This is a genomic window from Acidovorax sp. SUPP3434 (genome assembly GCF_030159015.1).
GTDB lineage: Bacteria > Pseudomonadota > Gammaproteobacteria > Burkholderiales > Burkholderiaceae_C > Paracidovorax.
Genome location: NZ_BQXL01000002.1, coordinates 339,600 through 362,408 on the forward strand (window position 1 = coordinate 339,600; position 22,809 = coordinate 362,408).

Consider the following 22,809-nt stretch of genomic DNA (forward strand, 5'->3'; position numbering starts at 1 on the left):
CCATGACATCCAACGCCCCCTCCTTCCAGATTCAGCGAGGCATGCCCATCCGCCTGCTTGCCGGCTTCCTGCTGGCGGCCCTCGCCACAGCCGTCATCGCATTGTTCACGTATCAGTCTCAACAAGAGCGCGCGGACGCGGTGGCACGCATCAACGCAGCGGTCGAATCGCTTTCGCAGATGCAAACGGTGTTGTCCGTCACCAAAGATGCGGAAACAGGGCAGCGGGGGTACCTGCTGACGGGAGAAACGCGTTACCTGCAGCCCTATTCGGCCGCCCAGGCGATCCTCAAGCCCGAAATGAGCAAGCTGCGTTCGTTGGTGCAGGGCACTCCAGACCAATTGCAGAGGTTCGATCACCTGCAGGCGCTGGTGGTGCAGAAGATGGCGGAACTCGATGAAACGGTGAATCTGCGCCGCTCGGGCAATGCCGAAAGCGCGATTGAAATCGTTCGCACGGACCGTGGGCGCGCCACGATGGATGCCATTCGCAACATCGTGCGCGATATGGCGGACGCCGAGCGCCAGGAACTGGACAGCCGGCGTGGCGAATGGGAGAGGGTCGCCAGCTTTGGGGCGTACTTCACATGGACGAGTTCCCTCGTGTTGCTGATGCTGATCCTGGCATCTGCGGCGTTGGTGAGCGCGGACCAGCGCGTGAAGGTGCGCGAGGACTGGATCAAGAGCGGATTGGTGGGCCTGGGCAACCGATTGCAGGGCGATCATCGCTTGAGCGATCTGGGGCCGATCGTGATGGACTATCTGGCCGACTGGCTGGGCGCGCGGGTGGGCGCGGCTTACGTGGCGGAGGGCGGTGGCGTGTTCCAGCGCTTTGGCAGCTATGCGCTCGCTGATCCGCAAGTGGGCGCTCGGGTGTTGAGCGGCCAAGGCCTGCTGGGGCAGGCGGCCGATTCCCGCCAGCTGATGCATGTGACGGACGTGCCGACGAACTACCTGCCGATCTCCTCGGGGGTGGGGCACGCCACGCCGGCCGAGATCGTGCTGGTGCCGGCCGTGCACAACGGCGTCGTGCATGCGGTGATCGAGTTCGGGTTCTTCCGCACGCTGCGCGATGCCGATCTGCAGTTGCTCACCCGCGCGTCGGAATTGCTCGCCACCTCCATCCGCTCGGCCATCGACCGGACCCGGCTCGAAGCCCTGCTGGAAGAAACGCAGCGCCAGGCCGAGGAACTGCAGGCCCAGCAGGAAGAGCTGCGCGTGAGCAACGAAGAGCTCGAGCAGCAAAGCCGGGTGCTGCAGGAGTCCCAGGCCCAGATGGAAGCGCAGCAGACCGAACTGGAGCAGAGCAATGCCCAGCTGGAAGAGCAGACGCAGCAGCTGGAGTACCAGAAGCAGCAGTTGCTGCGCGCGCAGGATGCCCTGTCGCAAAAGGCCAATGACCTGGAACAGGCCAGCCAGTACAAGAGCGAGTTCCTGGCCAACATGAGCCATGAGCTGCGCACCCCGCTGAACTCCAGCCTCATCCTGGCCAAGCTGCTCGCCGACAACAAGTCCGGCAACCTGACGGGCGAGCAGGTCAAATATGCCCAGACCATCCATGGTGCGGGCAACGACCTGCTGTCCCTCATCAACGACATCCTCGACCTGTCCAAGATCGAAGCGGGGCAGGCCACCATCTCCATCGAGCCGATGGATGTGGCCCGCGCGGTGAACGCGTTGGTGGACCCGTTGCGGCCCATCGCGCACGACAAGGGCCTGGCCCTGCACTGCACGGTGGAGCCGGGCGCCCCGGCTGCGTTGCAGACCGACGTGCAGCGCTTCGGCCAGGTGCTGAAGAACCTGCTGTCCAACGCCCTGAAGTTCACTGAACAGGGCGAGGTTTCGCTGCGTGTCTTCGGCAACGCCGACGGCACGGTGTCGTTCGCAGTCGGCGACACAGGCATCGGCATTCCCGAGCACCAGCAGGAACTGATCTTCGAGGCGTTCCGGCAGGCCGATGGCAGCACCCACCGCCGGTACGGCGGGACGGGCCTGGGACTGTCGATTTCCCGGGATCTGGCGCAATTGCTCGGCGGCAGCATCACCGTGCGAAGCACGCCGGGGCAAGGCAGCATCTTCACGCTGGTGCTGCCCCTGGTGGCACCCCTGAATGCCCCGCAGGACGCGGCGCGGCCCACCGCGCAGGCCTCGCCGGCCCCCGCGGCTCCGGCGCCCGCCGGCCGCCCTGCCGGCCTGTCCACGCCGCCGGCAGACGGTGCGCCGGCCGTGCCGCCATCCGCCGGCGCGGTGCGGCGCCCGGCGAATGCCGTGGCGGACGACCGGGACCAGTTGGCGCCCGGCCGCCGCACCATCCTGGTGGTCGAGGACGACGTGCGTTTCGCACGCATCCTGCTGGACCTGTCGCGGGAGATGGGCTTTCAGTCCGTGATCACGCACACTGGTGGCGAAGGCCTGGCCGCGGCCCTCGAATACATGCCCAGCGCGGTCGTGCTGGACATGAACCTGCCGGACATTTCCGGCCTGGCGGTGCTCGACCAGCTCAAGCGCAACCCGTTGACGCGGCACATTCCGGTGCATGTCGTCTCCGTGGCCGACTACGCCCAGGAGGCCATGGGCCGGGGGGCCATCGGCTATGCGCTCAAGCCCGTCAAGCGCGATGAACTCGTGCAGGCGCTGCAGCGCATGGAAGCCAAGTTCACCCAGGCCATGCGCCGCGTGCTGGTGGTGGAGGACGACGAGCGACAGCGCGAGAGCATGCACCACCTGCTGGCCAATGGCGATGTCGAGATCGTCGGTGCCGAGACGGCGCAGCGCGCGCTCGAACTGCTGCGCACCAGCACGTTCGACTGCATGGTGATGGACCTGAACCTGCCCGACCTGAGCGGCTACGAGCTGCTGGAGAAGATGGCCGGCCAGGAAGAGGTGGCGTTCCCGCCCGTCATCGTCTACACCGGCCGCTCGCTGTCGCGCGACGAAGAGCAGCGGCTGCGGCGCTACTCCAAGTCCATCATCATCAAGGACGCCCGCTCGCCCGAGCGGCTGCTGGACGAAGTCACGCTGTTCCTGCACCAGGTGGAGTCCAAGCTGCCCGCGGACCGCCAGCAGATGCTGCAGATGGCCCGGGACCGCGAGTCCACCTTCGAGGGGCGCAACATCCTGGTGGTCGAAGACGACGTGCGCAATATCTTCGCGCTGTCCAGCGTGCTCGAACCCACCGGTGCCAAGGTGCAGATCGCGCGCAACGGCCGCGAGGCACTGGAGGCCCTGCAGCGTGCGCAGGCAGGCGACTCGGCCATGGTCGATCTCGTCCTGATGGACATCATGATGCCGGAGATGGACGGCTTCACCGCCATGAGCGAGATCCGCAAGCGCCCCGAATGGCGGCGCCTGCCCATCATCGCGCTCACCGCCAAGGCCATGAAGGACGACCAGGAAAAATGCCTGGCCGCCGGCGCCAACGATTACATCGCCAAGCCGCTGGATGTCGAGAAACTGCTGTCGCTCGTTCGCGTGTGGATGCCCAAATGAGCGAAGACCCGGCGGCGCAGCAGCAGCGAAAGAAGACGTTCGACATCGAGCAGCACCTGCTGGTCGAGGCCATCTACCGGCGCTACCACTACGACTTTCGCGGGTATGCGCAGGCCTCGCTCAAGCGCCGCCTGCAGACGGCGCTCACACGGTTCCATTGCCGCACGGTCTCGCAATTGCAGCATCTGATCCTGCACGACCCGGAGGTCTTTCCCGCCATGCTGGAATACCTCACGGTCCAGGTGAGCGAGATGTTCCGCGACCCGACGTACTTTCGCGCACTGCGCGAGACCGTGGTGCCGGTGCTGCGCACCTACCCGTCGCTCAAGATCTGGGTGGCGGGCTGCAGCACGGGCGAGGAGGTGTATTCGCTGGCCATCCTGCTGCGGGAGGAGGGGCTGCTGGAGCGCACCCTGATCTATGCCACCGACATCAACGCCAACGCCCTGCAGAAGGCCGAGGCGGGCATCTACGCCATCGAGCGCGTGCCGGCCTTCACCGAAAACCACGCCAGGTCCGGCGGGCGCACCTCCCTGTCGGAGCACTACACCGCCGCCTACGGGCGCGTGGTGCTCGACAAGAGCCTGCGCAAGCACATCGTGTTCTCGGACCACAGCCTGGCCACCGACAGCGTGTTCGCCGAAGTGCAGCTCGTGTCCTGCCGCAACGTGCTGATCTATTTCGACCGCGACCTGCAGGACCGCGCGCTGGGTCTGTTCCGCGATGCGCTGTGCCGCAAGGGCTTTCTCGGGCTGGGGTCGAAGGAGTCGCTGCGCTTTTCTTCGCATGCCGGCGAGTTCGAAGAGCTCGTGCCGCAGGACCGCCTGTACCAGAAGAAGGGTGGGGCATGAGCGACCGCATCCGCCCGCAGGCGGTGGTGATCGGCGGCTCCGCGGGGAGCATCGAAGCGCTCTCGGTCCTGCTGCCGGCGCTGCCGTCCGGCCTGCGGGCCGCGGTCTTCGTGGTGCTGCACCTGCCGCGCGAGCGGCCCAGCCTGCTGTGCGAAATCTTCCAGCCGAGCTGTGCCGTGCCTTTGCGCGAAGCCCAGGACAAGGAGCCGGTGGAGCCCGGGACCGTTTACTTCGCGCCGCCGGACTACCATCTGCTGATCGATGCCGGGCCTTCGCTGGCCCTGTCCGTGGACGATCCGGTGCATTTTTCGCGCCCGTCCATCGATGTGCTGTTCGAATCCGCGGCGGACGCGTATGGTGAGCGCTTGCTTGGCATCCTGCTGTCGGGCGCCAACAGCGACGGAGCGCAAGGGTTGGCAGCCGTGCAGGCCGCGGGGGGCACCACGGTCGTGCAGGACCCGGACAGCGCCCCCATGCCCTTCATGCCCGAAGCCGCGATGAGCGCCTGCACCCCCGGCCATGTCCTTTCCCCGCAGCGCATCGCTTCGCTGCTCGAGACCCTGTTCCATCGGAGAGCTTCTTGATACCCGCCCCCATCCCGCCGTCCCCCATGCGCACTGCCCCGGTGAAGTGCCTGATCGTCGACGACGTGGAGGAAAACCTGATCGCCCTGGAGGCCTTGCTGCAGCGCGATGACGTGCAGGTTCTCAAGGCCGCTTCGGGCTCCGAGGCGCTGGAGCTGCTCCTCGTGCACAACGACGTGGCCCTGGCGCTGCTGGACGTGCAGATGCCCGAGATGAACGGCTTCGAGCTGGCCGAGCTGATCCGCGGCAGCGAGCGCACCCGGCATGTGCCGCTCATCTTCATGACGGCGGGCTCACGCGACCAGAACTGGCAGTTCAAGGGCTACGAGACCGGTGCGGTCGACTTTCTCTACAAGCCCATCGATCCGCATGTGCTGGTGAACAAGGCCAACGTGTTCTTCGACCTGCAAAAGCAGAAGGTGGCCCTCGCGCGCGAACTGCAGGAACGCACCGAAGCCCTGCGGGTGAACGAGATGTTCATGGCCGTGCTGAGCCATGACCTGCGGGGGCCTTTGAGCGCCCTCCTGGCGAGCGCGCTGGTGCTGCAGCGGCCGCAGGAGCCCAACAAGGTGCAGGCCATCGCCGGCAAGATGCAGTCGAGCGCACAGCGCATGGGCCGAATGATCGAGGACCTGCTGGATGTGACGCGGGCGCGCCAGTCCGGCGGGCTGCCCGTGAAGACCGGGCCCGCCGACCTGGGCGAGCTGGTGCAGCGCCCGGTGCACGAGCTGCACGTCAGCCACCCCGACCGGACCATCGAGATCACGCAAAAGGGCAACCTGACGGGCCAGTGGGATGCCGAGCGCCTGTGCCAGGTGGCGGCCAACCTCCTGGGCAATGCCATTCACCACGGCGATGCGGCCGAGCCGGTGCAGGTGATGCTGGACGGCACGGCGCCCGACCGGGTGGAGTTCACCGTGCGCAATGCCGGCACGATTCCCCCGGCACTGGTGCCCCACCTGTTCGATCCGTTCCGGGGGCGGGAGCGCGAGCCGGGGCAACACCAGGGGCTGGGGCTGGGCCTCTACATCGTGCACCAGATCGTGCAGCGCCATGGCGGCCGCATCGACGTCTGCTCGCGCGAGGGCCACACGGCCTTTCATGTGCAGTTGCCCCGCCAACCGGCCGTGGCCCGGCCCGCAGCGCGCTAATCCCTGCGCCACGGGCCACACGCGGTCTGGGCCGGCTTCAGTGAGTGTTGGGATCTATTGGCGTGGCTGCGGCGGCTGCGCTGCCAGAAGAACGAAAAAAAGGGGGCACGAAGCCCCCTTTCACTGTGGCGGCGCTCTGCGGTCAGGCAGGGTGATTGGAGCTGGATCCGCGCAATTGGTCGCGGATCGAATCCATGAGCTCTTCCAGCTCTTCCAGTTCGAACGGCTTGAGCAGCGCACGCACATTGGGGCCCAGGGCATTCAGTCCATGGCCGAACTGGTAGCCCGAGCACAGCACGATCCAGCGCTGCGGATTTTCCGCCACCAGTTGGCGGCACAGGTCGGTGCCCGACATGCCGGGCAGGCTGACGTCGGTAACGACCAGGTCGTAGGGGCCCTGCGCATCCAGCTTCAGCGCCTCCTCGGCGGTCGCGCACAGCGACACTTCACGGTCGTCCCCCTCCAGCAGCATGCCGATGGTTTCGCGGAGCTCCGCGTTGTCCTCTACGTAAAGGATGCGCAAGGGAGGGGTCATGCTGTGGTCGGTCCGGTCGAGCGGTCTGTGAAGGTCTCCGGCTGGCGGTCGCGCGTCAGTGGAAAACGGGGTGGAGGGGTGGGCCAGCGCTTGCATCATGCCAGCGTGCGCACGGAGGGTTCGCGCGCCCATTGTCGCGTGCTGGCCGCTTGAATGAAAGCTGCTGTCTCAGCGGGGTCCACCACGCCGGCGTCCGGCTGGATGCCGGCGGCCTTCAGGATCGGCTGCGAGCCCTTGCACGCGGCGATGGCCTTGAGGTGGCCGAACGCGTCGCGGAACCAGTCCACGGCAGCGGCTTCGCGCGACAGTTGCTCGCCCGCTTCGGGCGACAGGACCGAGGCCACGGCGTCGAACACCGTGGAGGGCGTGCCGGCCAACTGGCCATTGGCCGGCAGCCGCGAGCCGTCCGCCAGCACGGCGCCGCCCACCTTCGGGGCCACGATCTTGACTGTGGCACCGGCCTTTTCCGCCGCCTTGCGCAGCGCGGCGATGGGTGCGGCGGCCGAGCCGTCCGCCACCAGGATGCCCACGCAGCGACCCTCCAGCGTGGGCTTCATGCGGTCGATGATGCGCAGCGCGGGCGACAGCGGCAGGTCCTGCACGGCAGCAGCGGCAGGGAAGGGCTCGGGTAGCTCGGGCATGCCCAGCCCATCGGCCACGCGGCCGGCCAGGCTATCGTCCACATTGCGCAATTGCGCCACCACGGCCGTCCGCACAGCCGGCGTTTCGACCTTGGACAACTCGAACACCAGGGCCGATGCCATGTGGGCCTGTTCCAGCGGGCTCTGGCTGCGAAAGAACATGCGCGCCTGGCTGTAGTGGTCGGCAAAGCTCTCGGGCCGCACGCGGCCCTTGGCGCCGCCATCGGCCACTTCGGCGAAATGCCGTGTGCCCTGTGCCAGCGAGGCGCGCGGGCTGTCTCCGAGCAGGCTGCTCGGCTCATAGGCCACGCGGCCCTTGGGCACCTGCATCTGCATGTGGCCGTCGCGCTGCATGTTGTGGAAGGGGCACTTGGGCGCGTTGATCGGGATCTGCACGAAATTCGGGCTTCCCAGGCGCGACAGCTGCGTGTCCAGGTATGAGAACAGGCGGCCCTGCAGCAGCGGGTCGTTGGAGAAGTCGATGCCCGGCGGCACGTTGGCGGGGCAGAACGCCACCTGCTCGGTCTCGGCGAAGAAGTTGTCGGGCCAGCGGTTGAGCACCATGCGGCCGATCATCTTGAGCGGCACCAGCTCTTCGGGGATGAGCTTGGTGGGGTCCAGATGGTCGAAAGGAAACGCCTCGGCCTCTTCCTCGGTGAACAGCTGCACGCCCAGTTCCCACTCGGGGAAGCTGCCGGCCTGGATGGACTCGAACAGGTCGCGGCGATGGAAATCGTTGTCCGCCGCCTGCAGCTTCAAAGCCTCGTCCCACACGGTGGACTGGATGCCCAGCTTGGGACGCCAGTGGAACTTCACGAACGTGCTCTGGCCTTCCGCGTCGAGCAGGCGGAAGGAATGCACGCCGAAGCCTTCCATGGTGCGCAGGCTGCGCGGGATGGTGCGGTCGCTCATGGCCCACATGATCATGTGCATGGCCTCGGGCATCAGCGAGATGAAATCCCAGAACGTGTCGTGCGCGCTGGCCGCCTGCGGAAAGCCGCGGTCGGGCTCCATCTTCACGGCGTGCACCAGGTCGGGAAACTTCATCGCATCCTGGATGAAGAACACCGGGATGTTGTTGCCCACCAGGTCCCAGTTGCCTTCTTCGGTGTAGAACTTGACGGCGAAGCCGCGCACATCGCGCGGGGTGTCCACCGAGCCGGCGCCGCCGGCCACGGTCGAGAAACGGCAAAACAGCGGCGTTTGCTTGCCCACCTCGGTAAGGATGCGGGCGGTGGTGTATTTCGACAGCGATTCGGTCAACTCGAAGAAGCCGTGCGCGGCGGTGCCACGGGCATGCACGATGCGTTCGGGAATGCGCTCGTGGTCGAAATGCGTGATCTTTTCGCGGAGGATGAAGTCCTCCAGCAGCGTGGGGCCACGGGGCGTGGACCGCAGCGAATTCTGGTTGTCCCCGACCGGAATGCCCTGCTGGGTGGTGAGCACCGGGTGGGCGCCTCCAGCCTGCTGCTGCAATTCGCCCCCGGTGCCGCGCAGTTCTTCGCCTTCGTGGGCCTGGGACGAGGGGGCGGAGGCCTTTTTCACGGGACGTGGAACTGCGGGTGCTTTTGCCATGGGGGGCCTTTTGGTTGAGATTGCCGTGGGACCGCCGATCTTTTGCCGTGCAGGGGGACGCTGGTGTAGGACAAGCCCGCGTCGGCCGGATTGCCCGCAGGGCGGATCACCGGGCGACCCGCCGCGCGGGCTGGCACTTCGATGCGCTGTCCACTGACAAGGCGCGCCCGCGATGGGGCACATACTCCAGCAGCGGCTGATGCGGCATCGATCGAATGACCGACCCACCAGACGCAGGCCCTTTCCCCTCTACCACCACGGCAGGCCCCATGATCCGAATGAAACTCCAGTTGGAGTTGGAGTACGCGGTAGGCGATCCCGGCGCTGACTTCGTCTTCAACATCCACGCAGCGCAGACGCATTGCCAGACCGTTCAGGACGAGAACCTGATCATCAGCCAGGACATTCCGACGCACTTGCACACCGATCCCGCCACGGGCACCCGCTGCCTGCGGCTGCACGCCGAACCCGGGCCGCTCACGCTGGCCTACACCGCGACGGTGGACCTGAACCACCACACCGCCGATCCGGCGCTCATTCCCGAGGTCGGTGTGCGCCACCTGCCCGACGATGTCGTGGGCTACATCTTTCCCAGCCGCTACTGCCAGTCGGACCGGCTGGCCACGCTGGCCTTTCGCGAATTCGGGCACCTGTGGCAGGGCTACAGCCGCGTGCAGGCCATTTGCGACTGGGTGCGCAACCACGTGGCCTTCCGCTCCAACACCTCCAACTCGACCACCTCGGCCGTAGACACGTTCGTCGAACGCGTCGGCGTCTGCCGCGACTTCGCCCACCTGATGATCGCGCTGTGCCGGGCAGTGAACATTCCTGCGCGCATCGCCACCGGCACCGACTACGGCGCCGACCCGGCGCTGGGCCCGCCGGACTTTCACGCCTACGTCGAGGCCTATCTCGGCGACCGCTGGTACCTGTTCGATCCGTCGGGCACGGCCATTCCCATGGGCATGCTGCGCCTGGCCACCGGCCGGGATGCCGCGGACGTGGCCTTCGCAACCATCTTCGGCAGCGTGCAGTCGCAGCCGCCCAAGATCCGAGCCTGGGCCGTGCAGGACCCGTCGCGGGGCTTTCAGTTGCCTCAGCATTCGTCCTTGGCATTGTCCACCGATGCGCCGCAGAGTTCGGGCGCGTCACCCTTGATGTCCGGTGGCCACTCGGTGATGGCCGGCTGAGGCCTAAGGGCCGGGAACGCAGTGGCTCGGGCCCGGGCTGTTTGCGGCCCTGCCCGGGGGCATCGCTGGCCGGCGGAAGCAGCCGGTATGCCTGGTGACCGTAAAAACTGCTCGATGCCCTAGTAATCATTGGCTCAATTGCTATATATTTCGTAGCAATCGAGACCCCGCCACAGGTGCGCCAAGGCGGTCATGGCATCTCCGATGTCCGGCGCGGGCAGGCCGGCCCTGCTTCGCGCAGTTGCATGGCACTTCGGGTGAATCCCTCCTTTCCGTTCGTGGCAGGGTTGGAATGCAGCCTCACGGAGAGGTGGCCAGGCCCTGCTGTACAGGGCCTGGCGGCAGGTACAGGGCGAACACGGGCTGGAATACCGGCTTCGGGCCCGCGCGTGCGAAACCTTTCTTTCGCCACCCTGCAACGCCGAGCGCCTTTCATGCCATCCGCTGCCCTTCCTTCATTGCTCCCTTCCCGCCGTGTGGCGGTCGACGGCGGTTTGCACGAGGGGGCTGGGTCCGGCAGCCCTTGGGCTGGTCCGCACCCTCGTGCACCGGCCTCTCCCCGTGCTTCGGCGCAACGGCAGGAGCCCACCGCGATCCTGCCGCGCTCGCCCATCCCTCCCGGTGACCCCGCCGCCGCGAGCGCGGCCAGCTTGCCGCCCCGTGCCTTGCCCCAAGCTTCGCCCCCTGGTCCCGCCTGGGGCGCGCTGGCCTCGCGCGGCATGCACCTGCTGCAGCCCCATCCCGCCGTGCTGCGGTTCGGTGCCCGGCACCTGGCGTCTCCCGTCCTGTGGCTGGGCGAGCAGATGCGAACGCATTCCGAATGGACCCTGCTGGCCGTGCACACGCTGCAAGACCCAGCCTCTGCCGCTGCATTGGCGCAGCGTGTGGCGCTGGCGGCCGGGCTGTTGGCCACCGGCACCGCCGCGCTGTCGCGGCAATTGCAGGAGCGCGACGATCCGCAGGCCGTGGCCCGCATCGCGCAAGCGCTGGTGGATCTGGATGCCGCGCGGCTGGCGGGCGAGCTGCTGGGCGAGGCGATCCAGGACCTGCTCCAGCGGCTGCCCGACCGCGACGTGGCAGGGCTTCAACTGTTCGTGGGGATCGGCGCGGTGATGGCCCACTGGCACCTGAAGCACCGCGCCCCGGCGACTGCGCCGATTTCACCCCCGGAAGTGCCGGACACCACCGCGACCCCTGGCACCACCACGCGCGGAGAACCTCCCCGCCCGCGAAGCGCAGGGCTGGACCGCGTGGTCCTGGCCAACGCGGTGGTGGCCCTCCACCATGCGGGGCAGGGCATGCTGGGCGAGGGGTATGCCCGTGGCGTGGCCGAATCGCTGTCCGAGGGCGTGCGGGAGTCCGTGGGCCAGTGGCTGGCGCGGGCACGGGAGCGGCATTAGCACCACGCGCCCGCCGCTCACCCCGCCCGGCGGAAGGTCAGGTTCACGCGGACCGCTCCCCACTCCGCGTGGTGGCCCTGCGCCACGGGCAGCACGCCGTGAAAGCGCAGTCGGTCCTCCCCGCCCCATACCACCACGTCGGCATGGCGCAGCGGCACGCGCAGGGCACGGTCGCCGCGCGCCAGGCCGCCCCAGAGGAACGTGGCCGGGAGCCCGAGCGAGACCGAAACGATGGGCGCCCGCAGGTCGCGTTCGTCGCGGTCCTGGTGCAGCGACAGGCGCGTGCCCGGGGCATACCGATTGACCAGGCAGGCGTCCGGGACGAAATCCGCAAAGCCGGCCGCTGCCGCCGCCTCGCCCGCCAGCGTGGACAGCACGGCAGGCAGGGCGGGCCACGGCCGGCCGCTGTCCGGGTCCACGGCGGCGTAGCGGTAGCCGCGCGCATCGCTCACCCAGCCCAGGGCGCCGCAGTTCGTGGTGGCCACCGACATGCGGCGCCCGCCCGGCGTGGCCATGTGGCGCCACGGCGCCTGCCGCGCGATGGCGGCCACCTGCGCGTGCAACGCCACGGCCACGGGGCGGGCGAAGCCGCGCAGCAGCACCGCGCCGGGCCCGAGGACGAGCCGGCCGCCCGGCGCTTCATCGGTGTCGAACAGGTCGTCGGTCATGGAACGAGCGAAGAATGGCCGAGGCCAGGGCCACCACCGGGGGCCTTGCTATCAGGCCGCGTCATGAAAAATGAGGCCCATGGTATGCCGCTGTCCCGAGCGCACCCGCGACACGCCGTGCCGCATCTGCACGCGGTAGGGCCCGCGCGTGCCCTGCACCGGCCGGTGGTGCACCGCGAACACCACCGCATCGCCCTGGCGCAGCGGCACTACTTCGGGCCGCGACTGCATGCGCGGGCGCTGCTCGGTCAGCACGAACTCCCCACCCGTGAAATCGGTCCCCGGCGCAGAGAGCAGCACGGCCACCTGCAGCGGAAACACGTGTGCGCCATACAGGTCCTGGTGCAGGCAGTTGTAGTCGCCCGTGCCGTACTGCAGCAGCAGCGGGGTGGGGCGCGTCTGGCCGGCCGCCTGGCACCGCGCGATGAACGCCGCGTGGTCCGGCGGAAAGCGGTCTTCCAGGCCCAGGGCCGCCTGCCACCGGTTGGCCACCGGCACGAGGTGCGGATAGAGCCCGGTGCGCAGCGCCGCGATGGCCTCGGGCAGCGGGTACTGGAAGTACTGGTATTCGCCACGCCCGAAGCCGTGGCGCTCCATCACCACGCGGCTGCGAAAGCGCGCAGGCTGTGCGTAGAGGCCGGCGAGGGCGCGGCAGTCGGCCGCGGGCAGCAGGGCGTCGATCACGGCGCAGCCCTGGCTGTCCAGCGCCTGGGCCACGGCGTCCCAGTCGATGGCGCACGGGTCGCGCGCGCTCACGCCTGGGCCTCCTTGTCCAGCAGCGCCCGCTTGCGCTCCACGCCCCAGCGGTAGCCGGAGAGCGCGCCGTCGGTGCGCACCACGCGATGGCACGGAATGGCCACGGCCAGGGCATTGGCCCCGCAGGCCTGGGCCACGGCCCGCACCGCGCGTGGCGCGCCGATGCGCTCGGCGATCTGCGCGTAGCTGGCGGTCTCGCCGGGGGCGATGGCCTGCAGCGCGGTCCACACCCGCTGCTGGAACACCGTGCCCTGCACGTCCAGCGGCAGGGCCAGCCCGCGCCGAGGCGCATCGATGAAGCCGATCACCTGCGCCATCCACTGCTCGAACGCGGCATCGGCCCCGAGCAATTCAGCGCGCGGAAAGCGGTCCTGCAGATCGCGCACCAGCGCGTTGGGGTCGTCGCCCAGCAGCAGGGCGCACAGGCCCCGCTCGCTGGCCGCCGCCAGCACCGCGCCCAGGCTGCACTGGCCCACCGCGAAGCGGATGCGCACCTGCGCGCCCCCGGTGCGGTAGCGGCTGGGCGCCATGCCGAGCACGCGGCCAGCCTCTTCGTAAAAGCGCCCCTGCGATCCATAGCCCGCGGCATAGAGGGCCTCGGTCACCGTGCCGGCGTGGGGCAGGCGCTCGCGCAGCTTTCCCGCGCGGTGCGCTGCGGCATAGGCGCGCGGCGTGAGGCCGGTGGCTGCCTTGAACACGCGGTGCAGGTGGTGCGGGCTGAGCCCGGCGGCTTGCGCCAGCGCGTCCAGCGACGGTGGAGGCTCGCTGGCTTCTATCACGCGGCACAGCCGCGCCACTGTCTCGGCATGCGGATCGAAGCCGGCGGGCCGGTCCGGGTGGCAGCGCCGGCAGGGCCGGAAGCCGGCGCGCGCCGCCGCCTCGGCCGTGGCATGGAAGTCCACGTTCTCCGGCCGGGCGGGCCGGGCGGCGCACGAGGGCCGGCAATACACGCCGGTGGTGCGGACCGAATAGACGAAGCGGCCATCGGCCTGGGCGTCCCGCGCCGCGACGGCCGCCCACCGGGGATCGGCCAGCGTGGCGGCAGCGTGCTGCGCCGCCGGGGAAATGGTGCGAGAGGTGGGGCAGGAGTGGGGGCGGGAAGCCATGGCGTCGATTCCTCGTTCAATGGTAAGGGCCTGCCCTGGAATCTACGCACGGCGCGGCGGGCCCGCACCCCGGTTCTTGCGATCGCATTCGCAAGCCGACGGGCAGTGCCCACAGGCGTGCACGGTCATGGGAGGCGGCCTAGCATCACGCGTTCGACCCTTTGCAATGGAGTTGCCATGACCACCCCCCCGGCCCCTGCCACCCCCGTCCCCCTCAAGATCGATTTCGTCTCCGACGTGTCCTGCCCCTGGTGCGCCATCGGGCTGCACGCGCTGGAGCAGGCCCTGGACCGGCTGGACGGCACGGTGGCGGCGCAGCTGCACTTCCAGCCGTTCGAGCTCAATCCCCAGATGGCGCCGGAAGGCCAGGACATCGCCGAGCACCTGGCCGAAAAATACGGTGCCACGCCCGAGCAGTCGCAGCGCAACCGCGAAGCCATCGCCGAACGCGGCGCCGCGCTGGGCTTCACGTTCGACATGGGGCAGCGCAGCCGCATCTACAACACGTTCGATGCGCACCGCCTGCTGCACTGGGCGGGCGAGGCGGGCGGCGAGGCTGCGCAGACGGCCCTGAAGCACGCACTGTTCAAGGCCTACTTCACCGATGGGCAGAGCCCGGGCGACCACGGCGTGCTGGTGCGCGCGGCGGCCGGCGCCGGCCTGGATGCGGACCGGGCGCAGGCCGTGCTGGCCTCGGGCGAATACGCCGACGCGGTGCGCGAACGCGAGGCGTTCTACCAGCAGCACGGCATCCATTCGGTGCCGGCGGTCATCATCAACGACCGCCACCTCATCCAGGGCGGCCAGCTGCCCGAGGTGTTCGAGCAGGCGCTGCGCCAGATCGCCGCCGGCCAGTGATCCGGATCAGCTGTTTGCTATATAAATAGTAGCAATGGAGGCAATGGGTACTAGGGCATGGGGGCGATTCGGTCACGAATCGCTTGGCCCGTGCCCCGTTGGTCACTTCTTGAGCGGAATCGGCGTGGCGCGGTCCACCGGCACGGCGGTCACCGCGTTCTGCGGCGAGCCTTCGATGAGCCGGTCGGAGTACGTCAGGTACACCAGCGTGTTGCGGGCCGGGTCCACCATCCGCACGATGCGCAGGCGCTTGAACAAAATGGAGATGCGTTCGCTGAACACCTCGTCCTGCTGCTTGAGCGGCGGCTTGGGGAACGCGATGGGCCCGGTCTGCCGGCAGGCGATGGAGGCCTCGGCCTTGTCCTCGGCCAGCCCGAGCGAGCCCTTGATGCCGCCGGTGCGGGCGCGCGACACGTAGCAGGTCACGCCCTGCACGGCTGGGTCGTCGTAGGCCTCCACGATGATGTCGTGGTCGCGGCCCAGAAGCTTGAACGCGGTGTCCACGGTGCCGATGGTCTCGGCCTGGGCGCACAGCGCGGCGGCGGCCAGCCCGAGTGCCAGCGCTGCACGGGGCAGGGCATGGGAGAGGCGGCGGGCGGCGGTCATGCGGCCACCTCCGCGCAGCGCTTGGCCAGGTGCGCCAGGGCTTCTTCCACCTGGTCCACCAGCACGAGGCACAGGTCGCCCGGCTGCAGCCGGTCCAGCGCCGAATCGATGGCGATGAACTCGCCGCGGATCTCCTCGATGTGCTTGGTGCGCGAGGCGCCCGCCAGGCCCTCGCGCAGCAGCGCCATCACCTCGCCGTCGGCACGGCCGCGCTGGGCCGCGTCCTGGTAGAGGATCACGTCGTCGAACGCCGCGCCCAGGATCACCGTCTGGTCGCGGATGTCCTCGTCGCGCCGGTCGCCCGCGCCGCTGATGACCACGCTGCGGCGGTTGCCCGGCAGCGCATCGACGGCGGCCACCAGGGCGCGCATCGCGTCCGGGTTGTGGCCGTAGTCGGCGATCACCGTGGCGCCCTTGAAATCCATCACGTTGAAGCGGCCGGGGGCGTTGTCGCTGTCGTTCACGAAGCCCGAGAGCCCGCGGCGGATGGTCTGCCATGGCAGGCCCGCGCCCCAGGCGGCGGCCACCGATGCCATGACGTTCTCGACCTGGAAACCGATCTTGCCGTTGCGCGTGATGGGCACGTCGCGCAGGTGGATGGTCTCGCGCCACGAGCCTTCGGCCGCGACGATGGACTCGCCGTCCATGTACACCGACCGGTGGCCCTGCGCGCGGTGTGTGGCCATCACCGGGTGGTGTCGGTCGCTGGCGAAGTAGATCACCTTGCCCGGCGTGGACGAGGCCATGGCCGCGACGATGGGGTCGGCCGCGTTGAGCACGGCGTAGCCGTCCGGCGCCACGTTCTGCACGATCACGCGCTTGAGCACGGCCAGGTCGTCCACCGTGGTGATGTAGTTCAGGCCCAGGTGGTCGCCGGCGCCGATGTTGGTCACCACGGCCACCTGGCAGCGGTCGAAGCCCAGGCCCTCGCGCAGGATGCCGCCGCGCGCGGTCTCGAACACGGCCGCATCCACCTCGGGGTGCAGCAGCACGTTGCGCGCGCTCTTGGGGCCGGAGCAGTCGCCGCTGTCGATCTGGCGGCCGTTCACGTACACGCCGTCGGTGTTGGTCATGCCCACGCGCAGGCCCTGGGCCGAGAACAGGTGCGCGATCAGGCGCGCGGTGGTGGTCTTGCCGTTGGTGCCGGTCACGGCCACCACGGGAATGCGCCCGTCCTGCCCGTTGGCGAAGAGCTTGTCCACCATGGCCTGGCCCACGTTGCGGGGCTTGCCGTAGCTGGGCGCCAGGTGCATGCGCAGGCCGGGCGCGGCGTTCACCTCGACGAAGCCGCCGCCTTGCACTTCCAGCGGCTGCAGCACGTTCTCGGCCACCATGTCCACGCCGCAGATGTGCAGGCCCACCATCTGGGCCGCGGCGATGGCGCGGGCCGCCACCTCGGGGTGCACGTCGTCCGTCACGTCGGTGGCGGTGCCGCCGGTGGACAGGTTGGCGTTGTTGCGCAGGATCACGCGCTGGCCCTTGGCCGGCACGGCGTCGGGCGTGAGGCCCTGCATGGCCAGCCGCGCCACGGCGATGTCGTCCAGGCGGATCTTGGTCAGGGAGGTGGCGTGGCCCTCGCCGCGGCGCGGATCGAGGTTGACCAGGTGCACCAGCTCGCGCACGGTGCGCTCGCCGTCGCCCAGCACCTGCGGCGGCTCGCGGCGCGCGGCGGCCACCAGCTGGTCGCCCACCACCAGCAGCCGGAAATCATGGCCCGGCAGGAAGCGCTCGACCATCACCGTGCCGTATTCGGCGGCAGTGCGGAAGGCCTCGTCGAGCTGCGAGCGCTCGGTGATGTTCACCGTCACGCCCTTGCCCTGGTTGCCGTCCTGGGGCTTGACCACCACGGGCAGGCCGACTTGCTGTGCAGCCTTCCAGGCATCATCCACCGACTCGACCGGGCGGCCCAGCGGCACCGGCACGCCGGCAGCGTGCAGCAGGCGCTTGGTGAGGTCCTTGTCCTGCGCGATGGATTCGGCCACGGCGCTGGTCGAATCGACCTCGGCGGCCTGGATGCGGCGCTGCTTGGAGCCCCAGCCGAACTGGACCAGGCTGCCCGACGTGAGCCGGCGCCACGGAATGCCGCGTGCCGCGGCGGCCTCGACGATGGAGCCGGTGCTGGGGCCCAGCCGTTCGTCCTCGTCCAGTTCGCGCAGGCGAGCCACGGCGGCCTCGGCGTCGAAATGGCCGCCTTGCAGCGCGGCCTGGATCAGCGCCTGGGCATCCTCGAAGGCCTGCCGGCCCACGGCCTCTTCGCTGTACTCGACGACGACCTGGTACACGCCGCGGTCCACCGTGGCCGAGATGCGGCTGAAGCTCACGGGGCAGCCGGCCTGCGCCTGCAGTGCCAGGGCTGCGCCGCCGAGGACATGGGCCAGGGAGACATCGGCATCGCTGCCCTCGGGGTGCAGCACGCCTACGGCGGGAAACAGCGCGCGCAGCCGGGATTCGAAGCCATCGATCTGGCGCATGGCGAGTTCGGATTCGGCGCAGGTCACCACGGCCTCGATGGCGGTGTGGCGGCTCCAGAGGTTGGGGCCGCGCAGGGCCCGGGTGCGGGATACGTCCATGGAAAAGCGTCTCTTTCTTGGGGTTGCCGGCGTGGGTGCCGGCTCGAGTCCATGCGGTCGTTGAAAGGGGTCTAGCGGGCCGGGGCGGCGCAGGGCAGCTCGGGCTCAAACGTCTTGATGCCCGCGCCGATCAGGTCCGGCGCGATGTCCAGCGCCCAGGCCGTCGCCACGATGGCCAGCAGGGTGTCGGGCTCGGTCTGCACGGCGTTGCGGCCGAACGTCAGGTCGGCCAGCGCGCCCAGCACATGCTCGGCCGAGCCGGTGGCCAGCACCACCCGGCCTGCCTTCACGAAGACGGCGCGGCCGTTGTCCTGCGCGCGGTGCTCCGCGATCGCGGGTAGCGTGCCGTCCTGGGCGTACAGCACCACGGCGCCGTCCGACAGCGGGGCCAGCTCCAGCACCTGGGGCTCGGCGGCGTTCAGTACGGCGGCGCCGCCGGGCAGCACCACGTCGATCTGCGTGCGCAGCACCTTGAACATCTGGTCCTGTTCGAACACGTCGAACTCGGCCAGCGTGTCCTTGCCGTCCATGTCGGTCACCACGCCCACCTGGCAGCGGTCGTAGGCCAGGCCGTCGCGCAGGATGGTGCGGGCGTCGTTCTCGATCACGGCGGCCTGCACCATCTGGTTCATCAGCAGGCGGTGAGCGGCTTCCCAGTGGGCGCTGTCGGCGGTGTCCACGCAGCGGCGGTCCAGGAACAGGCCCTCGCGGCAGGCCAGGCCCGTGTGGCGCCCGCCCAGATGCATGAGCCAGCCCACCACGCGGGCGATGGTGCTGGTGCCGCGCGTGCCGGCCACGCCGACCAGCGGAATGCGGCCGATCGTGCCGTCGGCGTTTTCCTCGGCCGGGAACAGGTGCTCGGCAATCGCCTGGCCCACCGGGCGCGGCGCGCCGATGGCGGGCTTCAGGTGCATGAGCAGGCCGGGGCCGGCGTTCACCTCGACGATTGCGCCGCTCTGCTCCTGCAGCGGGCGGCCGATGTCGCGCGCCACGAGGTCGATGCCGGCGATGTCCAGGCCCACGACCTTGGCCGCCAGTGCGGCGATGTAGGCCACCTCGGGGTGCACTTCGTCGGTGCAGTCCACGGCCACGTTGCCGTTGCGCTGCACCACGACCTCGCGGCCGGCCTCGGGCACGGCGGTGGCGCTGAGGTCCTGGCGCTTGAGTTCGAGTTGCACGGCCACGTTGGTGTCCACCTGGATCAGCTCGAGCGGGTATTCCTCTTCGTAGCCGCGGCGCGGGTCGGAGTTGAGCTGCGTGTCGATCAGCTCCTGCACGGTGGAGCGGCCGTTGCCGGTGATGCTCACCACCTCGCCGCGTGCGGCGGCCACGACCTTGCCGCCCACCACGAGCACCCGGTGCTCGTCGCCGGGGATGAAGCGCTCGACCATCACGTCGCTGCCCTCGGGGTAGGCCACGTGGTAGGCCGCCTCGATGTCGGCCTGCTTGCGCAGGTCCAGCGTCACGCCACGGCCATGGTTGCCGTCCGAGGGCTTGACGACCACCGGCAGGCCGATGTCCTGCGCGGCTTCCCAGGCCTCTTCGGGGCTGTTGACGACCTGGCCCTCGGGCACGGGCACGCCGCACGATTTGAGGAGGCTCTTGGTCAGGTCCTTGTCGCTGGCGATGCCTTCGGCGATGGCGCTGGTGAACTCGCTCTCGGCCGTCCAGATGCGGCGCTGCGATGCGCCGTAGCCCAGCTGCACCAGGTTGCCGTCGTTCAGCCGGATGTGCGGAATGCCGCGATCAGTTGCAGCGGTGACGATGCACGCGGTGCTGGGGCCGAGGTACTGGTCGTCCACCTCGGTGCGCACGCGCGCCACGGCGGCCTGCACGTCGAACGGGGTGTCATTGATGGCCGCCATGATGAGCTGGTGGCCCTGCTCGAGCGCCACGCGCGCCACGCGCTCGTCGCGCGCCCGGAACACCATGCGGTACACGCCGCGCTGCGAGGTGCTGCGCGTCTGCCCGAAGCCCGTGGGCATGCCCGACAGGTTGAGCAGCTCGATCACGATGTGCTCCAGCACGTGGCCGCACCAGGTGCCGCCCTCCAGCCGCTGCAGGAAGCCGCCGCGCTCGCCCACGCCGCAGTGGTGCTCGATGAGCGCCGGCAGCCAGGTGGTCAGGCGCTCGTTGAATCCCGGCAGGGCGTTGGACGGGTGGTCTTCGAGCGCGCCGAGATCCAGCCAGACTTCGAGCACTGGACGGTAAGTCCAGATGTTGGGACCGCGCAGGTAGTTGATGCGCAGCAGTTGGATGTCATTGAATGTCGCCATGGAGTGCAGCGTAAAGGAAACTGCGGCCCGAAGCGGACCGATTTGCGGAAGGAGTGTCGGTCAATTGTGCGCCCACTCGGGGGTGGCCTAGAGGATGTCAGCGTGGCCAGTGGGGAAGGCGTTACATGCAGATGCCAAAGCGGCCTGTGGAGCATCGGGGAGAATGGGGCCCAGAGCACGGGCTGGCTTCTCGGGCCGTCCAGGGCGGAAAAACCAACCAAAATGCAACATCAACATCCTGTGGACGCCTCGAGTGTCTTGAATGGCCCCGACGGGGCCGAATGGCGAGCCAGGCTCGCCCCCCACGAAAACGTGCTGGCCGCGCTGCAGGTTGACCTGAGCCCGGCCCTGCGCTTCGTGCCCGGCCTGCTGGTGCTGACCTCCCAGCGTTTGCTGTCGCGCACCGATGGCGGTGCCGTGCAGGAGTGGCCGCTGGTCGCCGGCATGGCCTTGCGCCTGTCCGACCATGGCGGCGTGGGCGCCCTGGAACTGCACGACACCGAGCGCCGCCTGGCGCTGTGGCGCTTCACCCTCGGCGCGCATCCGCAGGCCCTGCGCATGCTGCAGAAGTTCGACCAGCGCCTGGCCGCGCTGGGCATGCCGCACGATGCCACGCTCGAGTCCGAGCCCGCGGACGAGGCCCGCTGCGAGGTCTGCCACACCGCGCTGCCGCCCGACACCGAGGAGTGCCCCGCCTGTGCCCGCGCGCCGGCCCCGCAGACCTCTACCTGGGTGCTGCTGCGCCTGTGGCGTTTCGCCCGGCCGTACCGCAAGCAGCTGGCGACGGGCTTCGGGCTCACGCTGGCCTCCACTGCGGCCACCCTGGTACCGCCGTACCTCACGATTCCGTTGATGGATGACATCCTCATCCCCTACCAGAACGGCCAGCAGATTCCGGTGCACCTCGTGGGGCTGTACCTGGGCGGCCTGTTGCTGTCGGCGCTGCTGGCCTGGGGGCTGGGCTGGGCGCGCACCTACATCCTGGCACTGGTGTCCGAGCGCATCGGCGCGGACCTGCGCACCACCACCTACGAGCACCTGCTGCGCTTGTCGCTCGACTATTTCGGCGGCAAGCGCACCGGCGACCTGATGGCGCGCATCGGTTCGGAGACGGACCGTATCAACGTCTTCCTGTCGCTGCACGCCCTCGACTTCATGACCGACGTGCTCATGATCCTGATGACGGCGGCCATCCTGTTTTCCATCAACCCCTGGCTGGCGCTGGTCACGCTGGTGCCCCTGCCGTTCATCGCCTGGCTGATCCACAATGTGCGCGACCGCCTGCGCACCGGCTTCGAGAAGATCGACCGCGTGTGGTCCGAGGTCACCAACGTGCTGGCCGACACCATTCCCGGCATCCGCGTGGTGAAGGCCTTCGCCCAGGAAAAGCGCGAGGCGCAGCGCTTTCGCGATGCCAACCAGCACAACCTGGAGGTGAACGACCGGCTCAACAAGACCTGGTCGCTGTTCACGCCCACGGTCTCGCTGATGACCGAGATCGGCCTGCTCATCGTCTGGGGTTTCGGCATCTGGCTGGTGGCGCACAACCAGATCACCGTCGGGGTGCTGGCGGCGTTCATCGCCTACATCGGGCGCTTCTATACCCGGCTCGACTCCATGAGCCGCATCGTCTCGGTCACGCAGAAGGCCGCGGCCGGCGCCAAGCGAATCTTCGACATCCTGGACCACGTGAGCAACGTGCCCGATCCGGTGCAGCCGGTGACCATGGAGCGCGTCGAGGGCGCCATCGCCATGCGCAACGTGGGCTTTCGCTACGGCAGCCGCTCGGTCATCAAGGGACTGAACCTCGATATCCGGCCGGGCGAGATGATCGGCCTGGTGGGCCACAGCGGTTCGGGCAAGAGCACGCTGGTCAACCTGATTAGCCGCTTCTACGACGTGACCGAGGGCTCGATCCAGGTCGATGGCGTGGATGTGCGCCGGCTGCGCGTGGCCGACTACCGCCGGCACATCGGGCTGGTGCTGCAGGAGCCGTTCCTGTTCTTCGGCACCATCGCCGAGAACATCGCCTACGGCAAGCCCGAGGCCACGCGCGCCGAGATCGTGGCGGCCGCGCGCGCCGCCCACGCGCACGAATTCATCCTGCGCCTGCCCCAGGGCTACGACTCGCTGGTGGGCGAGCGCGGCCAGGGCCTGTCGGGTGGGGAGCGCCAGCGCATCAGCATCGCCCGCGCGCTGCTGATCGACCCGCGCATCCTGATCCTGGACGAGGCCACCTCGGCCGTGGACACCGAGACCGAAAAGGAAATCCAGAAGGCGCTCGATAACCTGGTGCAGGGCCGAACCACCATCGCCATCGCCCACCGCCTGTCCACGCTGCGCAAGGCCGACCGCCTGGTGGTGATGGACCGGGGCGAGGTGGTCGAGGTCGGCCCGCACGACGCCCTGATGGAAAAGCAGGGCGCCTACTGGCGCCTCTACGAAGCCCAGGCCCGCCGGGCCGAGGAAGACGCTGAGGCGTCGGGCCTCGTCATCGACAGCGCGTTGCTGCACCCCGCCCATCCCGCGGGCAACTCCTGATCCTTGAAAGAGA

Annotated in this window: 16 protein-coding genes; 8 read left to right on the forward strand and 8 right to left on the reverse strand. The window is 69.0% G+C overall.

Annotated features, from left to right (window positions below; all coding sequences use genetic code 11):
• Positions 1–2: 2 nt before the first annotated feature.
• The 4 genes from AVKW3434_RS05325 to AVKW3434_RS05340 are packed head-to-tail and all read left to right on the forward strand — an operon-like array spanning position 3 to position 6,074.
• On the forward strand, positions 3–3,488 hold the full coding sequence (locus AVKW3434_RS05325; RefSeq protein ID WP_284405023.1) for a response regulator: 3,486 nt from the start codon (positions 3–5) through the stop codon (positions 3,486–3,488).
• Complete coding sequence (locus AVKW3434_RS05330) at positions 3,485–4,339, forward strand: CheR family methyltransferase (RefSeq protein WP_272567401.1); 855 nt, start codon at positions 3,485–3,487, stop codon at positions 4,337–4,339. Before AVKW3434_RS05325 ends, AVKW3434_RS05330 begins: the two co-directional genes overlap by 4 nt.
• Positions 4,336–4,923, forward strand: a complete 588-nt coding sequence (locus tag AVKW3434_RS05335) for a chemotaxis protein CheB (RefSeq protein ID WP_284405024.1) — start codon at positions 4,336–4,338, stop codon at positions 4,921–4,923. The genes AVKW3434_RS05330 and AVKW3434_RS05335 overlap by 4 nt, the downstream gene beginning before the upstream one ends.
• 26 nt (positions 4,924–4,949) lie before the next feature.
• Positions 4,950–6,074, forward strand: coding sequence for a hybrid sensor histidine kinase/response regulator (locus AVKW3434_RS05340; protein ID WP_284405025.1), 1,125 nt, complete (start codon positions 4,950–4,952; stop codon positions 6,072–6,074).
• 142 nt (positions 6,075–6,216) lie between these two features.
• Here AVKW3434_RS05340 and AVKW3434_RS05345 read toward each other — a convergent pair whose 3' ends face one another.
• Positions 6,217–6,609, reverse strand: a complete 393-nt coding sequence (locus tag AVKW3434_RS05345; RefSeq protein WP_372588161.1) for a response regulator — start codon at positions 6,607–6,609, stop codon at positions 6,217–6,219.
• Between the two features lie 95 nt (positions 6,610–6,704).
• Positions 6,705–8,825 (reverse strand): catalase, encoded by a 2,121-nt coding sequence (locus AVKW3434_RS05350; protein WP_284405026.1) that lies wholly within the window; start codon positions 8,823–8,825, stop codon positions 6,705–6,707.
• Positions 8,826–9,094: 269 nt separating this feature from the next.
• Between AVKW3434_RS05350 and AVKW3434_RS05355 the strand changes: the two genes are divergently transcribed.
• Positions 9,095–10,015 (forward strand): transglutaminase-like domain-containing protein, encoded by a 921-nt coding sequence (locus AVKW3434_RS05355; RefSeq protein ID WP_284405027.1) that lies wholly within the window; start codon positions 9,095–9,097, stop codon positions 10,013–10,015.
• A 665-nt stretch (positions 10,016–10,680) separates the two neighbouring features.
• Complete coding sequence (locus AVKW3434_RS05360; protein ID WP_284405028.1) at positions 10,681–11,415, forward strand: hypothetical protein; 735 nt, start codon at positions 10,681–10,683, stop codon at positions 11,413–11,415.
• A gap of 17 nt (positions 11,416–11,432) precedes the next feature.
• Here AVKW3434_RS05360 and alkB read toward each other — a convergent pair whose 3' ends face one another.
• The 3 genes from alkB to ada are packed head-to-tail and all read right to left on the reverse strand — an operon-like array spanning position 11,433 to position 13,945.
• The gene (gene alkB, locus AVKW3434_RS05365) at positions 11,433–12,083 is read right to left on the reverse strand and encodes a DNA oxidative demethylase AlkB (RefSeq protein WP_284405029.1); all 651 of its coding nucleotides are present in this window, start codon (positions 12,081–12,083) and stop codon (positions 11,433–11,435) included.
• 51 nt (positions 12,084–12,134) lie between these two features.
• Positions 12,135–12,839 carry a 2OG-Fe(II) oxygenase gene (locus AVKW3434_RS05370; RefSeq protein WP_284405030.1) on the reverse strand — a complete coding sequence of 235 codons (705 nt, stop codon included), beginning with the start codon at positions 12,837–12,839 and terminating at the stop codon, positions 12,135–12,137.
• Positions 12,836–13,945, reverse strand: coding sequence for a bifunctional DNA-binding transcriptional regulator/O6-methylguanine-DNA methyltransferase Ada (gene ada, locus AVKW3434_RS05375; protein WP_284405031.1), 1,110 nt, complete (start codon positions 13,943–13,945; stop codon positions 12,836–12,838). Before ada ends, AVKW3434_RS05370 begins: the two co-directional genes overlap by 4 nt.
• Before the next feature lie 177 nt (positions 13,946–14,122).
• On the opposite strand from ada, the gene AVKW3434_RS05380 reads away from it, so the two are divergent.
• A complete protein-coding gene (locus AVKW3434_RS05380) occupies positions 14,123–14,803 on the forward strand; it encodes a DsbA family oxidoreductase (RefSeq protein ID WP_284405032.1) in 681 nt (226 codons plus the stop codon).
• Between the two features lie 102 nt (positions 14,804–14,905).
• Here AVKW3434_RS05380 and AVKW3434_RS05385 read toward each other — a convergent pair whose 3' ends face one another.
• From AVKW3434_RS05385 to AVKW3434_RS05395, 3 genes are all read right to left on the reverse strand, one after another.
• Positions 14,906–15,409, reverse strand: coding sequence for a CreA family protein (locus AVKW3434_RS05385; RefSeq protein WP_284405033.1), 504 nt, complete (start codon positions 15,407–15,409; stop codon positions 14,906–14,908).
• On the reverse strand, positions 15,406–17,979 hold the full coding sequence (cphA, locus tag AVKW3434_RS05390) for a cyanophycin synthetase (RefSeq protein WP_284396383.1): 2,574 nt from the start codon (positions 17,977–17,979) through the stop codon (positions 15,406–15,408). The genes AVKW3434_RS05385 and cphA overlap by 4 nt, the downstream gene beginning before the upstream one ends.
• 71 nt (positions 17,980–18,050) lie before the next feature.
• Positions 18,051–20,255 carry a cyanophycin synthetase gene (locus AVKW3434_RS05395; protein WP_284405034.1) on the reverse strand — a complete coding sequence of 735 codons (2,205 nt, stop codon included), beginning with the start codon at positions 20,253–20,255 and terminating at the stop codon, positions 18,051–18,053.
• Positions 20,256–20,477: 222 nt separating this feature from the next.
• On the opposite strand from AVKW3434_RS05395, the gene AVKW3434_RS05400 reads away from it, so the two are divergent.
• Positions 20,478–22,796 (forward strand): cyanophycin metabolism-associated ABC transporter, encoded by a 2,319-nt coding sequence (locus AVKW3434_RS05400; RefSeq protein WP_284405035.1) that lies wholly within the window; start codon positions 20,478–20,480, stop codon positions 22,794–22,796.
• Positions 22,797–22,809 lie beyond the last annotated feature (13 nt).

Bases quoted from the DNA above. Each gene is read 5' to 3' on its own strand.
- AVKW3434_RS05325 (WP_284405023.1), top strand. From the start codon at position 3: ATGACATCCAACGCCCCCTCCTTCCAGATTCAGCGAGGCATGCCCATC.
- AVKW3434_RS05330 (WP_272567401.1), top strand. From the start codon at position 3,485: ATGAGCGAAGACCCGGCGGCGCAGCAGCAGCGAAAGAAGACGTTCGAC.
- AVKW3434_RS05335 (WP_284405024.1), top strand. From the start codon at position 4,336: ATGAGCGACCGCATCCGCCCGCAGGCGGTGGTGATCGGCGGCTCCGCG.
- AVKW3434_RS05340 (WP_284405025.1), top strand. From the start codon at position 4,950: ATGCGCACTGCCCCGGTGAAGTGCCTGATCGTCGACGACGTGGAGGAA.
- AVKW3434_RS05345 (WP_372588161.1), bottom strand. From the start codon at position 6,609: ATGACCCCTCCCTTGCGCATCCTTTACGTAGAGGACAACGCGGAGCTC.
- AVKW3434_RS05350 (WP_284405026.1), bottom strand. From the start codon at position 8,825: ATGGCAAAAGCACCCGCAGTTCCACGTCCCGTGAAAAAGGCCTCCGCC.
- AVKW3434_RS05355 (WP_284405027.1), top strand. From the start codon at position 9,095: ATGATCCGAATGAAACTCCAGTTGGAGTTGGAGTACGCGGTAGGCGAT.
- alkB (WP_284405029.1), bottom strand. From the start codon at position 12,083: ATGACCGACGACCTGTTCGACACCGATGAAGCGCCGGGCGGCCGGCTC.
- ada (WP_284405031.1), bottom strand. From the start codon at position 13,945: ATGGCTTCCCGCCCCCACTCCTGCCCCACCTCTCGCACCATTTCCCCG.
- AVKW3434_RS05380 (WP_284405032.1), top strand. From the start codon at position 14,123: ATGACCACCCCCCCGGCCCCTGCCACCCCCGTCCCCCTCAAGATCGAT.
- AVKW3434_RS05385 (WP_284405033.1), bottom strand. From the start codon at position 15,409: ATGACCGCCGCCCGCCGCCTCTCCCATGCCCTGCCCCGTGCAGCGCTG.
- cphA (WP_284396383.1), bottom strand. From the start codon at position 17,979: ATGGACGTATCCCGCACCCGGGCCCTGCGCGGCCCCAACCTCTGGAGC.
- AVKW3434_RS05395 (WP_284405034.1), bottom strand. From the start codon at position 20,255: ATGGCGACATTCAATGACATCCAACTGCTGCGCATCAACTACCTGCGC.
- AVKW3434_RS05400 (WP_284405035.1), top strand. From the start codon at position 20,478: ATGCAACATCAACATCCTGTGGACGCCTCGAGTGTCTTGAATGGCCCC.